The sequence below is a fragment of the Streptomyces virginiae genome (assembly GCF_041432505.1).
Classification (GTDB): domain Bacteria; phylum Actinomycetota; class Actinomycetes; order Streptomycetales; family Streptomycetaceae; genus Streptomyces; species Streptomyces virginiae_A.
In genome coordinates this window covers 7,403,883-7,422,173 of the sequence record NZ_CP107871.1, presented here as the reverse complement: position 1 = coordinate 7,422,173, position 18,291 = coordinate 7,403,883, and the positions used below count along the sequence as shown (strand labels likewise).

The following is an 18,291-nucleotide window of genomic DNA, read 5'->3' as shown; positions in this document are numbered from 1 at the left end:
GCGGCCTCAGGAGGGCGCGGGCACCGCGTCCGAGAGGGAAAGGGTGTGGATCCGGTCCGGGGCTCCTGGCCGGGCGTAGTACCAGCCCTGTGCGGTGTCGCAGCCGAGGGCGCGCAGTTGGGCGGCCTGGGCCCCGGTCTCCACTCCCTCGACGGTGACGGCGAGTTCGAGGCTGTGGGCCAGGGCGACGATCCCCTCCACGATCTTGACGTCGACCGGGTCGGCGGGCTGCTGCTGCATCCCCTGGGTGAAGGAGCGGTCGAGCTTCAGGACGCTGACCGGCAGGCGCCGCAGGTTGGCCAGGTTCGAGTAGCCGGTGCCGAAGTCGTCGAGGGCGATGTCCACACCGAGGGCGGCGAGCCGGCGCAGCGGTTCCAGGAGCTCGTCGTCGGCCCCTATCAGGGCCGACTCGGTGACCTCCAGGCACAGCGCGCCCGGGGCGAGGCCGGACTTCTCCAGCACCGCCACGGTGTCGGCGACCAGGCCCGGGTGGTGCAGCTGGGTCGGCGAGAGGTTGACGTTGATCCGCAGGGCCGCGCCACCGTGCTCGCGCTGCCAGATGCGGGCCTGGCGGACGGCCTCCTCCAGGACCCAGCGGCCGAGCGGCACGATCAGCCCGGTCCGTTCGGCGAGCGGGATGAAGCGGTCCGGGCCGAGTACCCCGTACTGCGGGTGCGACCAGCGCACCAACGCCTCGGCTCCGTGGACGCTGCCGTCGCGCATGTGGACCAGCGGCTGGTACTCGATGAAGAACTCGCCGCGTTCCAGTGCCGCGGGCAGGGCGTTGGTCAGTCCGTGGCGGGTGATCGCGCGGGCGTCCGCCTCGGCGTCGGCGAATTCGAAGCGGTTGCCGCCGGCCGCCTTGGCCCGGTACATGGTGATGTCGGCGCTGCGCAGCACCTCCGCCGGGGTGCGTTCCTTGGCCCGGCCCTCGACGATGCCGATGCTGCCCCGGACCGTCAGCTCCCGGCCCTCCAGCCGGATCGGTGTGGACAGGGCGGTCAGGATGCGGACCGCGAGGTCGGTCACCTTCTCCTCGGTGTCGGAGCCGGTGGTCAGGGCGACGAACTCGTCACCGCCGAGCCGGGCGACGACCTCGCCGGGGCCGGTCGCGCAGCTCTGCAGCCGGTCGGCGACCTCCACCAGCAGTCGGTCCCCCGCCGAGTGTCCGAGGCTGTCGTTGACCGCCTTGAAACCGTCGAGGTCGAGGTAGCACAGGCCGTAGCGGTCGCCTCCGGCCCCGGCGAGGGCCTTCTCCAGCCGCTCGAAGAACAGCGTCCGGTTGGGCAGGCCGGTCAGGGCGTCGTGGGTGGCCTCGTAGCGCAGGCGCAGGTTCAGCAGCCGGCGTTCGGTGGTGTCCTCCATCAGCGCCAGCTGGTACTGCGGCTTCCCGTCGGCGTCGCGCAGCAGCGACACCGTCAGATTGGTCCAGAGCACGGTGCCGTCGTGCCGGTAGTACGGCTTCTCCACGCGGTAGCTCTCGCGCTCGCCACGCACCAGCTCCCCGTACATCCGCCAGACGTGCGGGGTGTCGTCGGGGTGTCCCCACTCGCTGACGTTGCGGCTGCGGACGTGTCCTTCCAGGCCTCCGAACATCTGCAGCAGGGTGTCGTTGACCTCCAGGACGTTCCCGTCGAGGTCGGCGATGCCGATCCCCACGGCCGCACCCTCGAAGACCGCCCGGAAGCGCTCCTCGCTCGCGTGCAGGGCCTGCTGCGCGTCGGTCCGCGCGGTGAGCGCGGAGCGTGCGATGGCCTCCTGCTCCCTGAGGGTGCGCTCGCGCAGGGCGCGCGCGTATCCCGCCGCGATGGCGTGCTGGAGCCGGGCGCAGCGGGAGCGGTACTCCTCGGTGCCTTCCACTCCGGAGCCCTCGGGTCCGTCCGGGCCGCAGTAGAGCACCAGGTACGACTCGATCACGCCGAGGGTGCCGGCCAGGGCCTCGGGGTCGGTGCAGTGCACGGCGACGAGTTCCGCCCCCACCTGCTGGGCGATCGAGGCGTCGAACGGCCTGGCGTGCAGGGCCTCGGTGAGCGTCCGGGTGAGGGGTACGAGGTGCCGTTCGAACTCGGTGCGGGTCAGCGAGGTCGCCGTGACCGGGAAGATCGCCCGGCCCCAGATCGTGGCGAAGCGGGCGATCCGGTCCTCGATGCCGCCGTGCGGGGCCGCCGAAGACCCGGTGGCCGGGGCCGCAGCGGGCGCCGCGGCGACTTTCGGCGAGCCCGCCGTCTGTGCCGGAAGTCTCACGCCTTGCGTCCCACGCCGCCGAAGCCCGAGAAGGCGTAGGGGTCTTCCGGTGTCTCGGCGTCCTCGCCGTCGTCGGGCCGGTCCGGTCGCCAGTCGGGCATGGAGACGAGGCCCGGCTCCAGCATCTCGAACCCGTCGAAGAAGCCGCTGATCTGTTCCCGGGTACGCATGACGAGAGGGTTACGCATGTCCCGGTAGACGCCCACGGTGCCGGCGGCGGTTTCCTGGGTGAGCGGAATACCCTCGTACGAGGCGTGCGTGAGGATCAGCAGACTGCCGGGGGCCAGCGCGTCCCGCAGCTCGGCGACGGCGGCGTACGGGTCGTCCGTGTCCTCCAGGAAGTGCAGGACGGCGACGAGCAGCAGCGCGACCGGGCGGCCGAGGTCGAGCAGTCGGCCGACCTCCGGGGCGGCCAGGATCTCCTTGGGCTTGCGCAGGTCGGCGGCGACGATGCCGCTGCGGTCGTCCCCCGTGAGGACGGCGCGGCTGTGCGCGACGGCGACCGGGTCGTGGTCGACGTAGACGACGCGCGCCTGCGGGCTGGCGGCCTGGGCGATCTCGTGGACGTTGCCGAAGGTGGGGATGCCGGAGCCGATGTCGAGGAACTGCGTGACGCCCTCGGCGACGGCGTGCCGGACGGCGCGGCGCATGAATGCCCGGTTGGCCTGCATGATCTTGGGCAGGCCCGGCATGAATTCCATGGCGCGGCGCGCGGTCTGGCGGTCGACCTCGAAATTGTGGGACCCGCCCAGGTAGTAATCGTAGATGCGGGACACGCTCGGCACCGATATGTCGATGCCTGGCGGGGCCCAGGCGGGGCGCTCCATCGGGGTCTCCAAGCGTTGGTCCTGCGGTCGTCCGTGTGAGGTCGGACTCCTGTCCGAGCCGAATGTACTGATCATTTCCCAACAGGGCGAGCAAAAGCGGAAATTGCCGATCCGTTCTTCGTCACACACCAAAGGCACCGCCCGGCCGGGCGAGGGAATGACCGATACCGACAAGTCCCTTATGGGAATTGGCTGAAGGTCGATCGGAGTCCCCACACTACCGACCCACGAGTGGCTCAAACCTTACTGGTCGGCAGTCCACCCGTTCAGGCGAACCGGGGCCGAGCCTCGCGTGCCCGGGCGCGCGCGGGCCCATGCTCCCGGGGTGAACAGAGCCTGTGCCAGGCGCCTGCTGGCAGTCCCGGTCCTGCTGTGGGCGGCCTTGTCCGTCACGCCGGCCGTGGCTGATAGCCGCGCCTACCCGACGACCGACTCCGGCGACGGACCGGCCGCCACCACGGTGGCCTCGGTGGTGGCCTCGGCGGCCGGTGGCAGCGACCGCGGCCGCGGCCCGCGTGGCGGACATCACGGTGACGATCAGGGCTCCGACCACGGGAAACGTCGTGGAGGCGGGCATGGCGGGGGCCATCACGGCCGCCCCCACTGCCCACCTCCGCCACCCCCTCCGCCGTGCCCGCCGAAGCCGCCGCCGAAGCCGACGCCGCCACCCGAGCCCACTCCCCCGCCGCCCCCGCCCGAGCCTCCTCCGCCCCCGAAACCCGAACCGCCGAAGCCACCGCCGCCGCCCCCGCCGGCGCCGAAGCCCCTACCGAAGCCGGTCCTGCCCGCGCCGCCCCCGCCGAAGCCGGCGCCCCCGGCGCCCCGCGTGGTCAGGGCTCCCGCACCGCCGCCACCGGCACCACCCGCCCCACCGCCACCACCCGCCCCAGAGGTGAAACCAGCACCGCCGAAACCCGTGGCCCGACCCGCCTATCACGCGGCGGCCCGCAAACCCGCCGAGCACCACATCTCGCCGGTGACTTTCACCTTGATGACCGCCGCTCCCGCGGTGCTCGCGATCGTCGCGCTGCGCCCGCGCTAGCGCTTCTTCCGCCCCACCAGTAAACGATTGGGAGTCATCTTGTCGGAATGGCTCGTCCTGTCCATCGCGATGGCCGCGGCCTGTGCCGTGGTGCTGTCCATCGCCTTCCTCAACCACAGGAGGATCGGCGACGACGACGATCCGAACGAGACCCCGGACGTCATCGAGTACATGACGATGATGATCGGGGTGATCTACGCGATCGTGCTGGGCCTCGCGATCGCCGGCGTCTGGGAGGGCCGCGGAGCCGCCCAGGAATACGTGCGCCAGGAGGCCCAGGCCCTGCACGAGATCAGTGTCCGCTCCGAGGTCTACCCCGCCGAGGTGCGGGGGCGGATCCGCGCCGACGTCGACGCGTACGTGACCTACGTCGTGGACACGGAGTGGAAGCGGATGGCCGACCACGGCGAGCTCACCGAGCACGGCGGGGAACTGCTGGAACGTATCCGCCGGGACGTCACCGACCACGAGCCGAAGACCGACCACGAGGGGCAGGCCTACCAGCCGCTGGTCGACCAGGTCGCGATGGTGGACGACGCCCGCAGCGCACGGGGTTCGAGTGCCGGGGCCACCATGCCGGGGGTGGTGTGGTTCGGACTGATCGTCGGCGCCCTGGTGACCGTGGGGCTGATCTTCACCCTGCAGATCAGGCGGTCGTTCCGCGAGATGCTGCTGGCCGGCCTGTTCAGCGCCCTGATCGCGTTCCTGCTGTTCCTGATCTGGGACTTCGACGCGCCGTTCGGGCGGGGCATCTCCGCCACCGCCGAACCGTTCCTCGCCCACTTCCCCCACCTGGACCTCGGCGGCTAGGGGATCGGGAGATCCGGATCCCCTCGGAATCTCGCCGCTCGCAAACCGGGGACGGGCCTCCCGTCCCCGGTTCGGCCCAGGGCCATGCCCCATTCGCCCGTTCCTGATCGCGGGTCACCGCACCCCGACCTAGCGTGTCGGACATCGAGGCGCACGACCCCCCACGTGCGGAAAACCGTTCCGCGGCTGCTCCTCGGGGATCCGGAGAACCAACCATGGGTGCGATACGTACCTCTGCCACCGCCCTGCTGAGCGCCGGCGCCACGGGCGCCGTACTCGCGCTCGGCGCCTTCGGCGTGCCCGCCGCGACCGCGGCCGAGGCCCAGCCCACGATCACCTCGTTCGGGTTCACCCTCACACCGTCGACCGTCGCCCCCGGGGGGCAGACGGTCCTCGCCGTCAGTCGCTGCAACTCCGCCTACGCCACCGCCTCCTCCGGGGTCTTCGACACCGTGAGCATCGCGCGCGGTCAGACCGTGCGGGTCACCGTGGACCGGGACGCCCGGCGCGGAGCCGTCTACTCCGTCTCCTTCACCTGCAACGGTGAGACCGGCTCGGCCGATCTGACGATCGCCGGCGGCAGTACCGGACCCACCACGAGCTCCACGCGGACCGGCACCGGAGCGACCCTCTACCCGACCCCGTCCTCCGCCCTCGGTGTCCGTGGCGGTCTGGGCGGCAGCATCGCCGGCATGGATCCCCTGGAGCTCGGCGCCGGCGCCGGACTGTTCCTCGCCGCCGCGGGCGGCACGGTGTTCGCCCTGCGTCGCAGGGGGGCCGACCGTAGCCATTGAACGCGCCGGACATCCCCCGCTACCGCCGATCGCCCCGAGTCCTGACGAGGACTCGGGGCGATCGGCGGTGGCGGGGGATCTGCGTCCGGGGAGGCCGGTCAGGCCCGGCTGCGGAGCGGGCGGCGACGGCGCACCACGTGGGCGCCGGCGCCCAGGGCCGCGGCTCCGACGAGGCCCGCCCCGATGGCGGTCTCGGCGGTGGACGGGCCGAACGATCCGCCGATGCCGCCCTGCGAGGGGTTGCCCTCGAGGATCGTGAAGCGGTGCGTGGCGACCAGATTGCTGTCGTTGCACTTGACCGACAGCGTGTGGTGACCCGGCGAGGCGTGGTTGAAGATCCGGACGGTCGCGAAGCCGATCGATCCGGCGGACAGGTTGGCCGGCGGAAAGTTGCCGGGCGAGGCGACGGTGCCGCCGTGCCCGCAGCCCGCCGCGCTCACCTGCATCGTGGATCCCTGGTGCACGGAGTACGGGTTGACGGAGATGTTGCTGGGGCCGTTCCCACCCCCGTTCCCACCCCGACCCCCGGGGTCCTGGTTCGCGGAGGCGAATGGGGCACTGAGGCCGATCGCGGCGCAGGCTGCCGCCGCCACGGTAAGAGCGCGCACAACACGCATGGTGGAACCTCCAGCGGGAAGCGCCCCGGAGCGTCGGCCCCGGATGATCGACGAGAACGCCTCCCACGTCGAACCCTCAGGTCGTCCCGCAACCTCCGCATTTCCGGCTTTGGGCCGCCCGGTTGAGCGACACGCCGAAGCGCGGACGACGCGGCTGACGGATCCGCAGGTCACGACCCGTCAGGCATTTATGTGACGATTACCTGGATGGGCGCACCCCTTCCGGCCCCCTCCGGGTGGCGGCCACCCGTTCGCCCTTCCCCCCTCGCCGTCCCACCGGCTCGGCCTTAGCGTGCGTGAAGTAGGGCGTACAGGGGTGGGACAGGAACGCGGGTCGGGACCCCCGCGTCGGGAAGGGAGAACGATGGGCGAGGACGAGACCGGGCAGAAACGCAGATACTCGCCATGGGGCGTACTCGCCCTGGTCATGCTCACCGGCCTCGCCATGGTGCGGAACGGTGTGAACATCGGCGACGGGCCGCCACAGCCCACCGCGGCCTCGGCCGTCGCGGTGACGTCCGACCAGTTGCCGGCGAATCCGCCGACGCCCCCGGCGGACATGGAGGTGCTGGAGCACTCGTCGGTCCAGCGCATCCGGATTCCCACGATCAACGTGGACGCGCCGGTGATGACGGTCGGGCTGGACGCGGAGGGCTGGATCGACGCGCCACCCCCGCAGGACCGCAATCTCGCCGGCTGGTACCTCAACGGCATCTCGCCGGGCCAGCGGGGCTCGGCGGTGATCGTGGGACACGTGGACAACGCGCAGGGCCCCGCGGTCTTCTACGGCCTGGGCTCGGTCAAGCCGGGCAACCACATCGAGGTGGAGCGGTACGACGGGCGCACGGCGGTGTTCGAGGTCTACGGCGTGGAGGTGTTCTCCAAGGAGGCCTTCCCCGGGGCCCGGGTGTACGGGGACACCGGGCACCCGGAGCTCCGGGTGATCACCTGCGGCGGCGGATACTCCAAGGCCCGCGGCTACGACGGCAACGTGGTCGTCTTCGCCCGCATGGTGGAGGCGCGCTGAGTCCGGGGCGGCCGAGCCCGGGAGCGTCCGCCGCGGCCGGCTCCCGGGTCAGCGGGGCGGCAGCACCGGGAGGGTCATCCGGTAGCCCCGCGCCAGCAGTTGGGGAAGGTACAAGGAGATCGCCTGGACGCTCTGCGACCGGTTGCCGCCGGCGTCGTGCGACAGGACGATCACGCCGGGGGCCGCGCCGCCCAGGACCCGGGAGATGATCGTCGGGGTCCCCGGTTCCTTCCAGTCCAGGGTGTCCACGGTCCAGGCGAGCGGCTCCATGCCGAGCTCCGCCCCGATCTCGAAGGCGGCCCGGTTCCAGGCTCCGTAGGGGGCCCGGAACCACAGCGGCGCCTCGCCGACGGCCTGTTGCACGACCTCGCTCGTGCGGCCGATCTCGGAGGCGAGGGCGGGTCGGCCGAGCTGCGGGATGAGCGGGTGGGTCCAGGTGTGGTTGCCGATGACGTGGCCCTCGTCGACCATCCGGCGCAGCAGGTTCTTGTTCTCGGCGGCCATCTCCCCGCAGACGAAGAACATGGCGCGCACGCCGTAGCGGGCGAGGGTGTCGAGGATGGCGGGGGTGTAGCGGGGATCCGGGCCGTCGTCGAAGGTGAGCACCATGCCGCCCGACGCGGCGGCCTCGGCGGGGAGTTCCAGGATGGGCCGGGTCCGCACGGCCGGCTTCGCGGCCACCGCGCGCACCGGCGCGTCGGCGGTCATCGGTTGCAGCCGGTACGACTTCTCGGGCAGCGCCCGCGCCCGCAACCCCGGCGCACCCGCCGCGGGGGGCGCCCCCGGCCCTGCCGGTGCTCCGGATCCGCCCGGTCCCGGTCCGGGGGCTCCGCTGCCGCTCTCACCACTGACGCTGAGCAGTCCGGAGGCGGCCGCGACCCCGAGGAAGACGGCGGTACGCAGGACCGTGCGCCGCCCTACTGTCGGCTCGTCATTTTTCATTATTACTACGTATCAACGACATCGCCGAAGTTGTCGAGAGGCGCGGAGGCACCCACTTCCCCTCACCCGGTCGGCCCACATCCGCAGTGTTGATCATGCTGCCTACACTGGTGCGTCGGGATGAGCCGAAGGGGGGCCGACGATGAGTCAGTACTTCGACATGGGTGACGTGACGCTGTGGAACCCGTCCAACGGGGCCTCCCGGTTGTTCCGGCGCCAGGTAGCGGTCTTCGAGGCGGAGCTGAGGCTCGGTTCGGGCATCGGGCCGATGGAGATGGACGAGTGCCAGATCGACCCGGTCGCCTTCGCAGCGTTCGTCGACGCCCTGCTGGTACTGCACCGCAGGACGAGCCACGCCATCGTGCTCGCGCTCTCGGAGGGCTTCACCGCCACCGTGGTCGTGCTCGCGGAGCGTGCCGGGATCCGGGTGGACTGGGAGCGGCTCGGCGGCGCCCCGGACGGTCCGCGCGAGGACGTACAGGTGTCCGCCGCGGGCATGGCCGCCCCGCCGTCCGGCCGCAGTTGGTCCACGGGGCTGCGGGAGCAGGCGGCGCGGCTGGAACGGCGTATGCCGAGGCAGTGAGGCACCGCCCCGGCGACGACGAGGTCGTGGTGCGGGGCGGTCAGCCGCGGCGGACCAGGGGGAAGGGGAGGGTCTCGCGGATCGTCAGGCCCGTGAGGAACATGACGAGGCGGTCCACGCCGATGCCGAGGCCGCCGGTGGGCGGCATCGCGTATTCCAGTGCGTCCAGGAAGTCGTTGTCGAGCTCCATGGCCTCCGGGTCACCGCCCGCCGCGAGCAGGGACTGCGCGGTGAGCCGGCGCCGCTGTTCCACCGGGTCGGTCAGCTCCGAGTAGGCGGTGCCCAGTTCGGTGCCGAAGGCGACCAGGTCCCAGCGTTCGGCGAGCCGGGGATCCCGGCGGTGCTGGCGGGTGAGCGGGGAGACGTCGGTGGGAAAGTCCTTGTAGAAGGTGGGCAGCTCGGTCCGCTCCTCGACGAGGCGCTCGTACATCTCCAGCACCACGTCGCCGCGGGTGTCCTCGGGGGCGTGCGGGACCGACGCCCGGTCGCACAGCCGGCGCAGCACCTGTTCCTCGGTGTCGGCGTCGACCTCCTCGCCGAGGGCCTCGCTGATGGCCCCGTACATGGTCTTGACCGGCCAGGTTCCGGAGATGTCGTGGACGACGAGCTTCCCGTCCGGTCCCGCCTTGTGGGCGACGGGCGAGCCGAAGGCGGCGGTGGCCGCGCCCTGGATCAGTTCGCGGGTGAGGTCGAGCATCACGTCGTAGTCGGCGAAGGCCTGGTAGGCCTCCAACATCGTGAACTCGGGATTGTGCTTGTAGGAGACGCCCTCGTTGCGGAAGGTGCGGCCCATCTCGAAGACCTTCTCCATACCGCCGACGCAGAGCCGCTTGAGGTACAGCTCGGGCGCGATGCGCAGGTACAGGTCGAGGTCGTAGGCGTTGATGTGGGTGCGGAAGGGCCGGGCGTTGGCGCCGCCGTGGATCTGCTGGAGCATCGGGGTCTCGACCTCCAGGTAGCCGCGGTCGAGGAGTCCCTGGCGCAAGGCCTGGATCGCGCTGGAGCGGGCCCGTACGACGTCCCGGGCCTCGGGGCTCGCGACGAGGTCGAGGTAACGGCGCCGGACCCGGGCCTCGGGGTCGGCGAGGCCCTTGCGCTTGTCCGGGAGGGGGCGCAGGCACTTGCCGGTGAGCTGCCAGGAGCGGACCACGAGGGAGAGTTCGCCGGCCTTGCTCGCGCCGGCCTCGCCGCTGACCAGCACGTGGTCGCCGAAGTCGACCTGCGAGGTGAAGGAGTCCAGCACCTCGGCCCCGGCCTCGTCGCGGGTGAGCATGAGCTGTATGTCCCCGGACCAGTCGCGCAGGACGGCGAAGACCACGCCGCCGAGGTCGCGTACGACCATCACGCGTCCGGCGAGGGTGGCCTCGGCGCCGGTCCGGGCGCCGGGCGGGTGGTGGGGGTGGGCCGCCTTCAGCTCCGCGACGGTGTGGGTGCGCGCGCGGATCCCCACGGGGTAGGGGTCGATGCCGGCGGCTCGGATGCGGTCCAGTTTGGCGTGGCGGACGCGGACCTGTTCGGGCAGCCGCTCGGCCGGGGCGCCCCCGTCCGCCTGCTCGACCGCGTCCAGGCCGAGGGAGTCGATGGCGGGCAGGCCCTCGGTGGTGGCGGGGGCGGTGAGGCCCTTGGGATGGCCGTTGCCCCACAGGGTGCGCAGGCTGGGTACGGAGACGAAGCCCTCGGCGATCCCGGAGGCGAGGCTGACCCGGGCGAGCGAGCCGGCGTCCTGGTAGCAGAGGAAGCGTGGGTACCACTCGGGGCCGTACTTGACGTTCGAGCGGTACAGCGCCTCCAGCTGCCACCAGCGGGAGAAGAAGAGGAGCAGTTTGCGCCACAGCTTCAGGACGGGGCCGGCGCCGATCCGGCCGCCCTCCTCGAAGGCGGAGCGGAAGACGGCGAAGTTGAGGGAGATCCGGCGTACGCCGAGACCGGGGGCGGCGGCGCAGAGCTGGGCGACCATGAACTCCATGACCCCGTTGGGGGCGGTGCGGTCGCGGCGCATCAGGTCGAGGGAGATGCCGTCCTTGCCCCACGGGACGAAGGAGAGCAGGGCGATCAGCTCGCCCTGGTCGTCGAAGGCCTCGACCAGCAGGCAGTCCCCGTCCTCGCGGTCACCGAGCCGGTCCAGGGCCATGGAGAAGCCGCGTTCGGTCTCCGTGTCACGCCATTTGTCGGCGCTTTCCACGATCCTCTGCATCTCGTCCTGGGACAGGGCGGAGTGGCGTCGGATGACGGTGGTGGCTCCGATGCGCCGGACCCGGTTGACGGCCTGCCGGGTCACGCGCATGTCGCGGCCGTCGAGGTCGAAGTGGGCCACGTGCAGGATGGCCTCGTCGCCCAGCTGCAGGGCGCCGAGCCCGGAGCGCCCGTAGGCGGTGGCGCCGTCCTCGGAGGCACCCATGACGGCGGGCTGCCAGCCGTAGCGGCGGGCCACGGCCAGCCAGGCGTCGATGGCAGCGGTCCAGGAGGCGGGGTCACCGACCGGGTCCCCGCTGGCGAGGCAGACGCCTGCTTCGACGCGGTAGGTGACGCCGGCCTTGCCGTTGGGGGCGAAGACGACGGCCTTGTCGCGCCGGGTGGCGAAGTAGCCGAGGGAGTCGTTGCGTCCGTAGGCGCCGAGGAGGGCGCGGATACGGGGCTCCTCGTCGCCGTGCAGGGCTGCGGTCAGGCGCTGGGAACGGAAGAGGGTCATGGCCGCGTTCAGCAGGGCCGCGGCGCCGAAGAGGCCGAGCAGGAAGGACAGCGGACGGGGTGGGTGGCCGTCGAACTCCCGGGCCGAGAAGAGGCCGCCGAAGACCTCTTTGGCGGCCCAGTCCAGCCACTGGCCCTTGGGCAGGGTGCCGGGGAAGAGGGCGACGAGCGCCCAGCCCACGAGTACGGCGGCGAGCAGTCCGAGGCCGAGCACGAGCAGGGCGTGCCACAGGGCCCCGGGGCGCGAGGCGGCGTAGAACTCGTCGCGGGCGGCGATCAGTACGGCCATCGCGGCGACGGCGATGACCATGGAGGGGACGCCGATCCAGTACTCGCCGACAGCCATCTCCAGCACGTCGTCGACGATCAGCAGGGCCAAATAGGTGATGACGATCCACCAGGCGACCTTCTTGCGGGTGCCGAGGGCCGCGGCGAGAAGGAAGAGGAAGACGGCGTAGGCGAGGTTCGCGCTGACGGGGACGACGATCAGGTCGAGGAACCGCACGATGTGCCGGAGGAGCCGACGCAGCGTGGGAGAGAGTGCGAGCAGGGCGCACAGCAGGCCGAGCGCTCCGAAGAACGCGCCGAACCCGTCGGGTACCCGGTTCAGGAAGCGGTTCCGGGTTCCGTGCTTCTCCTCCACGGTGGCACTGGTGGCACTGGTGGCACTCATGGTTCGCACTGTAGGGAGGGCGGCGCCGGCGCGCGCGCCGAACGGAAGGACCGTTCCCCGGGTGCTCACCGGGCCGGGTCCCGACCGGCAGGACACCCCCTGGGAACCACGGCCTATCCTCGGCAGGGTGACGGAGCACGTGAACACGGAATTCGAACGCGGTACCGACGGACCGAAGGTGATCCTGGCCGGGGTCGACGGATCGGAGTCCTCGCTGCGGGCCGCGGCCTACGCGGCGGGGCTGGCCCGACGACAGAACGCCCTGCTGGCCCTGGTGTACGTCCAGCCGGTGATCCCGGCCGGCGCCGCGCTGGGCGCGCCGGTGGCGGACACCACCGGGGAGATCGCGGAGGGGCTGGTGGCCGAGATCCGCGCGTCGGCGGAGCGCCTCAAGGGGATCTACGAGGTGCGCTGGCAGTTCCACACCTTCCGCGGCGACCCGTACGCCGGGCTGGTGAGCGCGGCGGACGAGCTGATGGCGGACGGGGTGGTGGTCGGCGCCTCCGAGCAGGCGGGCCACCGGATCGTGGGGTCGGTGGCGATCCGCCTGGTCAAGGCGGGCCGCTGGCCCGTCACCGTGGTTCCGTAGGTTTCGAAGGTTTTGTAGGTTTCGTAGCTGCCGGAGGGTCCCGGATCGGCCCCAGGGACCCTCCGGCCCCGGGCTACTTGCCCATGGTCAGACCGTCCTTGGCGGCGCCGCGGCTGAGGACGGCCTCGCCGATCGCGTCCCGCGCGCTCTCGTAGTCCTCGCGGCCGGGGTCCTTGGCGAGGGCGTCGGGCAGGTGGACGACCCGGCCCACGGACAGGTCCATCATCTGCGGGACGAACTCGGCCTTGGTGACCTGCCAGCGTTGCCCGGCGGCGGCCGGTGGGGCGAAGGTGAAGCGGCCGATCGAGCCGTAGTTGCCGCGCATGTCGCGCGCGCCGGTGTGGTTGAACATCTCGCCGGCGACCTGATCACCCATGCCGTAGACGATCCAGGTCCCGTTGACCTTCTCGTAGGGTTGGGGCACGTGCGCGTGCGTTCCGATGATCATGTCGATGTCGGGGCGGCCGCCGGTCTGCGAGGCGGTCAGCGCCTTGCCGAGCGAGAGCTGGGTGTCGTCCGGTCCGGTCTCCCACTCCGTGCCCCAGTGCACGCTCACCAGCACCACGTCCGCGCCCGCCTTCCGGGCCGCCCGCGCATCCGCGATGATCTTGTCCTGCTGCATCAGGTTGACCGCCCACGGATGGCCCTCGGGCATCGGATAGCCGTTGGTGTCGTAGGTGTAGGCGAGGTGCGCCACCTTGGCGGAGCCCGCCGTGTACGTGGTCACCGTGGCGGCCTCGGCGGCCGTACGGGCCGAGCCGGCGTGCTTCAGGCCGACCTTGTCGAAGCGGTCCAGGGTACGACGCAGGCCCGCTGCCCCGTCGTCGAGGGTGTGGTTCGAGGCCGTGGAGCAGCCGTCGTACCCGGCGTCCTTCAGCCCGTCCGCGACCTCCGGCGGGGACTTGAAGGCGGGATAGCCGGAGAAGGGGCCGCCTTCCTCCCCGTAGATGGTCTCCATGTGGCACAGGGCGAGGTCGGCTCCGGAGACCACGGTCTTGACGCCGGAGAACATCGGCCTGAAGTCGTATCCGTCGCCGTCCGCGTCGTTCGCGGCGCGCTGGATGACGGAGGTGTGCGGCAGTACGTCGCCGCTCGCGACCAGGGTGAAGCCCTTGGCGGCGGGCGATCCGGCGGCGCTGGAGGGGGTGGCGGGCGCGCCGGAGTCCCCGAGGCGGGCCGGTGCGGAGCTCCCGCCGGCCGAACAGCCGGAGACGGCGGACAGCAGCACGGCCGACAGGAGGGCGAGCACCTGCGGCCGGATTCGCGTGGTCATGCGCCCCGCTCTCGTTAATACGATTATCTGACATGTGATCACATGCAATCCACATAACTACACGCCGTAAGTCAAGAGACGGCGCCGCCACGCGGACACCCGCCCACCCGAACGGCGGACACGACCCACAGCGGGTGCGGGCGACGGTGGGCGCGCCTGACACAGGCCGCGGGGCGCCGACCGCGGCGGGTGCGTCGACTGCCGTTCGCCGCGCCGTTCGACCGTTCACCGACCGGCACGGCCGCCCGGCGGACGACCCGGGTGCTTGGGCGCACCACCGGGGCCGGACGGTTCCAGCTCGGCTCCGTGCAGGTCAGGGTGGACGTGTCGCCGCCTCCACGGCCCCCCACGCACCCCGGAAGGAGCCCCTCGTGCCGCTCTCCCCCACCCTCCCGCGTACGGATCCCGAGGCACTCGCCGAACTCCAGCGTGACCACGGGCGGGCCCTGTTCGGATTCCTGCTCGGCCTGACGGCAGGGGACGCCCAGCGCGCGGAGGACCTCGTACAGGAGACACTCGTACGGGCCTGGCAGCACCCGGAGGCCCTCTCCAGCGGGCACGACTCCATGCGGCCCTGGCTGTTCACGGTGGCCCGGCGGCTCGCGATCGACGCCCGCCGGGCCCGGCTGTCACGGCCGCTGGAGGTGGATCCGGAGGGGCTGGAGCACGCACCCGAGCCCCAGGACGCGGTGGCCGGATCGGTCACGGCGATCGACGTCCGGCGGGCCGTGGGATCCCTGGGGCCGGAGCACCGCGAGGTGCTGATGCAGGTCTACTTCCGCGACCGCTCCGTGGCCGAGGCCGCCGCCGAGCTCGGCATCCCGGCCGGAACCGTCAAGTCCCGCACGTACTACGCGTTGCGCGCCCTGAAGAAGGGCCTCCAGGGGTACGGGTACGGCCTCGGCGCCTGAGTCGGCGACACCGCGACGGATCGGGTAACGCCGTGAATGGATGCGGACCGGACATAAAACGCGTCGATTTCGGCACCAGAGCGTGCAAGTTGAGTAAACAACCCCCGCTCCGCGAGCCGCTCGGTGAAGGCTCAGGACTGACGACGGGACGCTCGAAGCGCGGGAGAAGGTGGAACGGTGCAGCCCGAGGGTAGTAACGGCACCAGTGACGGCGGGCTCGCGGTGCCCATGGCCTGGCTGTACGCCGAGTACATCGCGGACGAACTGCTGCGTACGGGCCGGCTCATCCCGGTCAGCACCCTGGAGTTCAGGGCCGGACGGGACACGCTCGCCCTGACGATCTACCTCTCGGACGCGGCCGGCGAGCTCTCCGGCATCCGGGTGGTCTCGCAGCTCGACGAGTGGTTGTCGCTCACGGCCTACGGACACCCGTGGCGCGACTGGGTGCACACGCGGTTCCTTGCACTCGGCGAGGAGGCCCGGGAGCGCGGCGACGGCGGGGACCCCGACCTGGAACTGGCCCGGGCGGCCTGGCGGTGGCTGGACAACACCGAGCTCTTCGCCACCAATCTCGACCCCGGGCGGCCCGACCACACCGACTTCCCGCCAGGACTGGACGAGAACGCGCGCGTATGGACGCCGGCCTGGCAACTCGGACTGCCCCTGGGGCACTTGGCGATGCATCTGTTCTGACGAAGCCGAGAGCACGGGCACAGGAGGCTGAACTCATATGATCAGCACACTCCTTACCTGGCTCGAAAGGCGCTCATCAGTTCCATGGACAGCAAAGCGATCGAGAACGCGCAACGGGTGGCAGCGCGGGTGACGGCCGATGCCGATGGTGCCGCCTGGAAGGAACACCATTGGGCGGTGGCGCGCTTCCTGTCCGGGTCCCGGACCGCGGTCGAGGAGGAGGACTGGAGGAAGCGGCTGAACGAGTGGCGGGAGCGGATCGTCGCGTCCCTCGCGGCGGGCGCCTACGCCGAGGTCGCCGAGTCCCAGGACCTGCTCCTGGACTGGCTCCTGACGGAGCTTCGACACGGCGACGATGCCCTCGGCGCACTGCTCGCGCTCTACCCGTCGCCCCGACCGGAGCCGGAGCCGCTCTCCACCTCCGGCACACCGACACAGCAAGCGGGCGGCGAGTTGGCCGAGTTCTACTTCGCCGACGTCTTCACCTTCGTCACCGACTACCTGGCGGTCATGATCCGCCGCCCCCTGGACGGTACGTCCGCGACCTGGTGCCCGGCCTGGTGGGAACACCCCGAGGCGGGGGCCCGGCTCTCCGCGCTCTGGCTGGCCTGGGAGCATCTGCGGCACGATGCCGCCCTCGGCATGACGACGTGGTGGATCCAGCACGCCGATCCGCACCTCAAGGTCCTGATGGACCCCCGGCAGGGCCCGTTCGCCGCCTGCTCCCCCGAGGGCCACGCCCAGGACCCGCTCGGCCCGCTCCCGGTGGAACCGTACGAGCCGACCTAGCCTTCCTCACCCCGCCGCACGGGGTGAAGGACGGGATCGATCCGCGCCAGGTCCTCGGCCAGCCGGCGGGCCCCCTCGGCGACTCGCGCGTCCGCGTCCCGGGTCAGGCCCTCGCAGACGCGCAGTGCCTCGTCCCGGTCCGTGGCGTGGATGCCGAAGACGTCGAGGACGGCCGTGTGGATCCAGTCGCCGTGGCGCGCGTCGGCCACCGCCATCGCGGACGCGACGACCGACAGTCCGGCCCCGTCCATCCGCCGCAGCAGGCTCTGAACGGTGTGTCGGGTGACGAGGGTGTCGCCCGCCACGAGTCGGAGCAGCGGCCCGACGGCCTCCGGCATCTCGGCGAACGCCGCCAGGCCGTGCCCGGCATCCGCCCGGTCGCGCCATTCGTCGCTGCGCGCGAGCGCGTCGAGCGCCCGCACCGCCGCGCGCCTCGCATCCCTGCCCATGCGCCCGCCCGCCCCCTCGTTCGATCCCGCTCCCCTCAGCGTACGGGGCGCGGCGCCGAGGACTAACCGCGGTCGGCCGGGTCCATCACCAGGCCCGTGAAGTCGGCCTCGTTGCGCTCCGCCCGGGTCACGTACCACCGGGCGATGAGCCACATCACCGGGTACACCAGCACCCCGAGCGCCACCCAGACCAGCGGCCCCGACGCGTCGCGCGAGAGCGCGAACACCAGCGGCAAGGTCCCGATCAGCGCCACGAGCCCGGCCAACGACCCGAGAGCGACGCGCAGTTGGCTGCGCATCAGAGCCCGGACGTAGGTGGCCCCGAGGGTGGTCTGCTCGGAGATCTCCGAGCGGGCCGGGGTGTGCGCGGGCGGCCGGCGACGGGCGCCCCGGGGGACCCCGGTGACGATCTCGCGCCGGGGCGGCGACTGCTGCTGCTCCTCGGCCACGGTGCCGGAGTCTACGCGGCGACCGGCTATTTGAGGAGGCGCGAGAGCCGCCGATCGGCAAGGGGCTTACCGCCGGTCTGGCAGGTCGGGCAGTACTCCAGCGAGGAGTCGGCGAAGGACACCGAGCGTACGGTGTCCCCGCACACCGGGCACGGTTCACCGGCCCGGCCGTGCACCCGCAGGCCGCTCTTCTTCTCCGCCTTGAGCTTCCCCGCGGCCACCCCGTGGGCCCGGGCGACGGCCTCGCCCAGGGTGCTGCGCACGGCCTCGTGGAGCTGCGTGACCTGCTCCTCCGTGAAGGAGGCGGCGAGCTTGAACGGCGAGACCTTGGCGGCGTGCAGGATCTCGTCGCTGTAGGCGTTGCCGATTCCCGCGATCACGCTCTGGTCCCGCAGCACGCCCTTGATCTGGCGCCGCTCCCCCGCGAGCAGCACGGCGAAGGCGTCCCGGTCGAAGCCCTCGGCGAGCGGGTCGGGGCCGAGCCGGGCGATGCCGGGCACCTCCTGCGGGTCGTGGACCACGTACACGGCGAGGCGCTTTTGCGTACCGGCCTCGGTGAGGTCGAAGCCTCCGCCGTCGACGAGGAAGACGCGCAGGGCGAGCGGGCCCTTGCCGGGGCGCGGCGGCTGCGCGGGCAGGGTGTCCTGCCAGCGCAGCCAGCCGGCTCGGGCCAGGTGCGTGACGAGGTGGAGCTCGCCGACCGGCACGGCCAGGAACTTGCCGTACCGGGCGGTGGCGCCGGCCGGCTGCCCTTCGAGGGCGGTCAGCGGCGGGTCGTAGGTCTTGAGCACGCTCACCGCCAGCGGGAGGACACGCTCGACGACCCGCCCGGTGAGGTGCTCGTCGAGGTACTCCCGCAGGGCCTCGACCTCGGGCAGCTCCGGCATGGTC

17 protein-coding genes are annotated in these 18,291 nt (G+C 71.9%); 8 read left to right on the top strand and 9 right to left on the bottom strand.

From position 1 onward, the window contains the following. Window positions 1-6 precede the first annotated feature (6 nt). Window positions 7-2,244: a putative bifunctional diguanylate cyclase/phosphodiesterase gene (locus OG624_RS34115; protein ID WP_371588967.1), complete on the bottom strand. Its 2,238-nt coding sequence runs from the start codon at window positions 2,242-2,244 to the stop codon at window positions 7-9. Beyond that, window positions 2,241-3,071: an SAM-dependent methyltransferase gene (locus OG624_RS34110; RefSeq protein ID WP_033226418.1), complete on the bottom strand. Its 831-nt coding sequence runs from the start codon at window positions 3,069-3,071 to the stop codon at window positions 2,241-2,243. Before OG624_RS34110 ends, OG624_RS34115 begins: the two co-directional genes overlap by 4 nt. A 1,081-nt stretch (window positions 3,072-4,152) precedes the next feature. Between OG624_RS34110 and OG624_RS34105 the strand changes: the two genes are divergently transcribed. Continuing rightward, a complete protein-coding gene (locus OG624_RS34105; RefSeq protein WP_161288170.1) occupies window positions 4,153-4,923 on the top strand; it encodes a bestrophin-like domain in 771 nt (256 codons plus the stop codon). A 215-nt stretch (window positions 4,924-5,138) separates the two neighbouring features. Further along, complete coding sequence (locus OG624_RS34100; protein WP_266354632.1) at window positions 5,139-5,717, top strand: hypothetical protein; 579 nt, start codon at window positions 5,139-5,141, stop codon at window positions 5,715-5,717. Window positions 5,718-5,815: 98 nt separating this feature from the next. Here the strand turns inward: OG624_RS34100 and OG624_RS34095 are convergent, their stop codons facing one another. Next, entirely contained in the window at window positions 5,816-6,334 is a 519-nt protein-coding gene (locus OG624_RS34095; protein ID WP_033224047.1) for a hypothetical protein, read from the bottom strand. Window positions 6,335-6,698: 364 nt separating this feature from the next. On the opposite strand from OG624_RS34095, the gene OG624_RS34090 reads away from it, so the two are divergent. After that, the gene (locus tag OG624_RS34090) at window positions 6,699-7,361 is read left to right on the top strand and encodes a class F sortase (RefSeq protein WP_033224048.1); all 663 of its coding nucleotides are present in this window, start codon (window positions 6,699-6,701) and stop codon (window positions 7,359-7,361) included. A gap of 48 nt (window positions 7,362-7,409) precedes the next feature. Here the strand turns inward: OG624_RS34090 and OG624_RS34085 are convergent, their stop codons facing one another. Continuing rightward, window positions 7,410-8,303, bottom strand: a complete 894-nt coding sequence (locus tag OG624_RS34085; RefSeq protein WP_371640221.1) for a polysaccharide deacetylase family protein — start codon at window positions 8,301-8,303, stop codon at window positions 7,410-7,412. A gap of 142 nt (window positions 8,304-8,445) precedes the next feature. Between OG624_RS34085 and OG624_RS34080 the strand changes: the two genes are divergently transcribed. Continuing rightward, window positions 8,446-8,886, top strand: a complete 441-nt coding sequence (locus tag OG624_RS34080; protein WP_371640220.1) for a DUF6086 family protein — start codon at window positions 8,446-8,448, stop codon at window positions 8,884-8,886. Between the two features lie 40 nt (window positions 8,887-8,926). On the opposite strand, the gene lysX is transcribed toward OG624_RS34080, so the two are convergent. Next, window positions 8,927-12,247, bottom strand: coding sequence for a bifunctional lysylphosphatidylglycerol synthetase/lysine--tRNA ligase LysX (gene lysX / locus OG624_RS34075; RefSeq protein ID WP_371640219.1), 3,321 nt, complete (start codon window positions 12,245-12,247; stop codon window positions 8,927-8,929). 127 nt (window positions 12,248-12,374) lie between these two features. Here lysX and OG624_RS34070 point away from each other — a divergent pair, with 127 nt between their 5' ends. After that, window positions 12,375-12,836: a universal stress protein gene (locus tag OG624_RS34070; protein WP_371640218.1), complete on the top strand. Its 462-nt coding sequence runs from the start codon at window positions 12,375-12,377 to the stop codon at window positions 12,834-12,836. A 73-nt stretch (window positions 12,837-12,909) separates the two neighbouring features. On the opposite strand, the gene OG624_RS34065 is transcribed toward OG624_RS34070, so the two are convergent. Further along, the gene (locus OG624_RS34065) at window positions 12,910-14,109 is read right to left on the bottom strand and encodes a CapA family protein (protein WP_371640217.1); all 1,200 of its coding nucleotides are present in this window, start codon (window positions 14,107-14,109) and stop codon (window positions 12,910-12,912) included. Window positions 14,110-14,480: 371 nt separating this feature from the next. Here OG624_RS34065 and OG624_RS34060 point away from each other — a divergent pair, with 371 nt between their 5' ends. The 3 genes from OG624_RS34060 (at window position 14,481) to OG624_RS34050 (ending at window position 16,502) form a co-directional block, all read left to right on the top strand. After that, a complete protein-coding gene (locus tag OG624_RS34060) occupies window positions 14,481-15,020 on the top strand; it encodes a sigma-70 family RNA polymerase sigma factor (RefSeq protein WP_033224053.1) in 540 nt (179 codons plus the stop codon). Window positions 15,021-15,248: 228 nt separating this feature from the next. After that, entirely contained in the window at window positions 15,249-15,713 is a 465-nt protein-coding gene (locus OG624_RS34055) for a hypothetical protein (RefSeq protein ID WP_051763604.1), read from the top strand. 84 nt (window positions 15,714-15,797) lie between these two features. Continuing rightward, window positions 15,798-16,502 (top strand): DUF4913 domain-containing protein, encoded by a 705-nt coding sequence (locus OG624_RS34050; RefSeq protein ID WP_371640216.1) that lies wholly within the window; start codon window positions 15,798-15,800, stop codon window positions 16,500-16,502. On the opposite strand, the gene OG624_RS34045 is transcribed toward OG624_RS34050, so the two are convergent. From OG624_RS34045 to OG624_RS34035, 3 genes are all read right to left on the bottom strand, one after another. Then, a complete protein-coding gene (locus OG624_RS34045) occupies window positions 16,499-16,951 on the bottom strand; it encodes a hypothetical protein (protein ID WP_161288162.1) in 453 nt (150 codons plus the stop codon). The two genes, OG624_RS34050 and OG624_RS34045, sit on opposite strands and share 4 nt — an antisense overlap. A gap of 62 nt (window positions 16,952-17,013) precedes the next feature. Then, window positions 17,014-17,400, bottom strand: a complete 387-nt coding sequence (locus tag OG624_RS34040; protein ID WP_051763599.1) for a hypothetical protein — start codon at window positions 17,398-17,400, stop codon at window positions 17,014-17,016. Window positions 17,401-17,426: 26 nt separating this feature from the next. Continuing rightward, window positions 17,427-18,287, bottom strand: coding sequence for an Fpg/Nei family DNA glycosylase (locus tag OG624_RS34035; protein ID WP_266354668.1), 861 nt, complete (start codon window positions 18,285-18,287; stop codon window positions 17,427-17,429). Window positions 18,288-18,291: the final 4 nt, after the last annotated feature.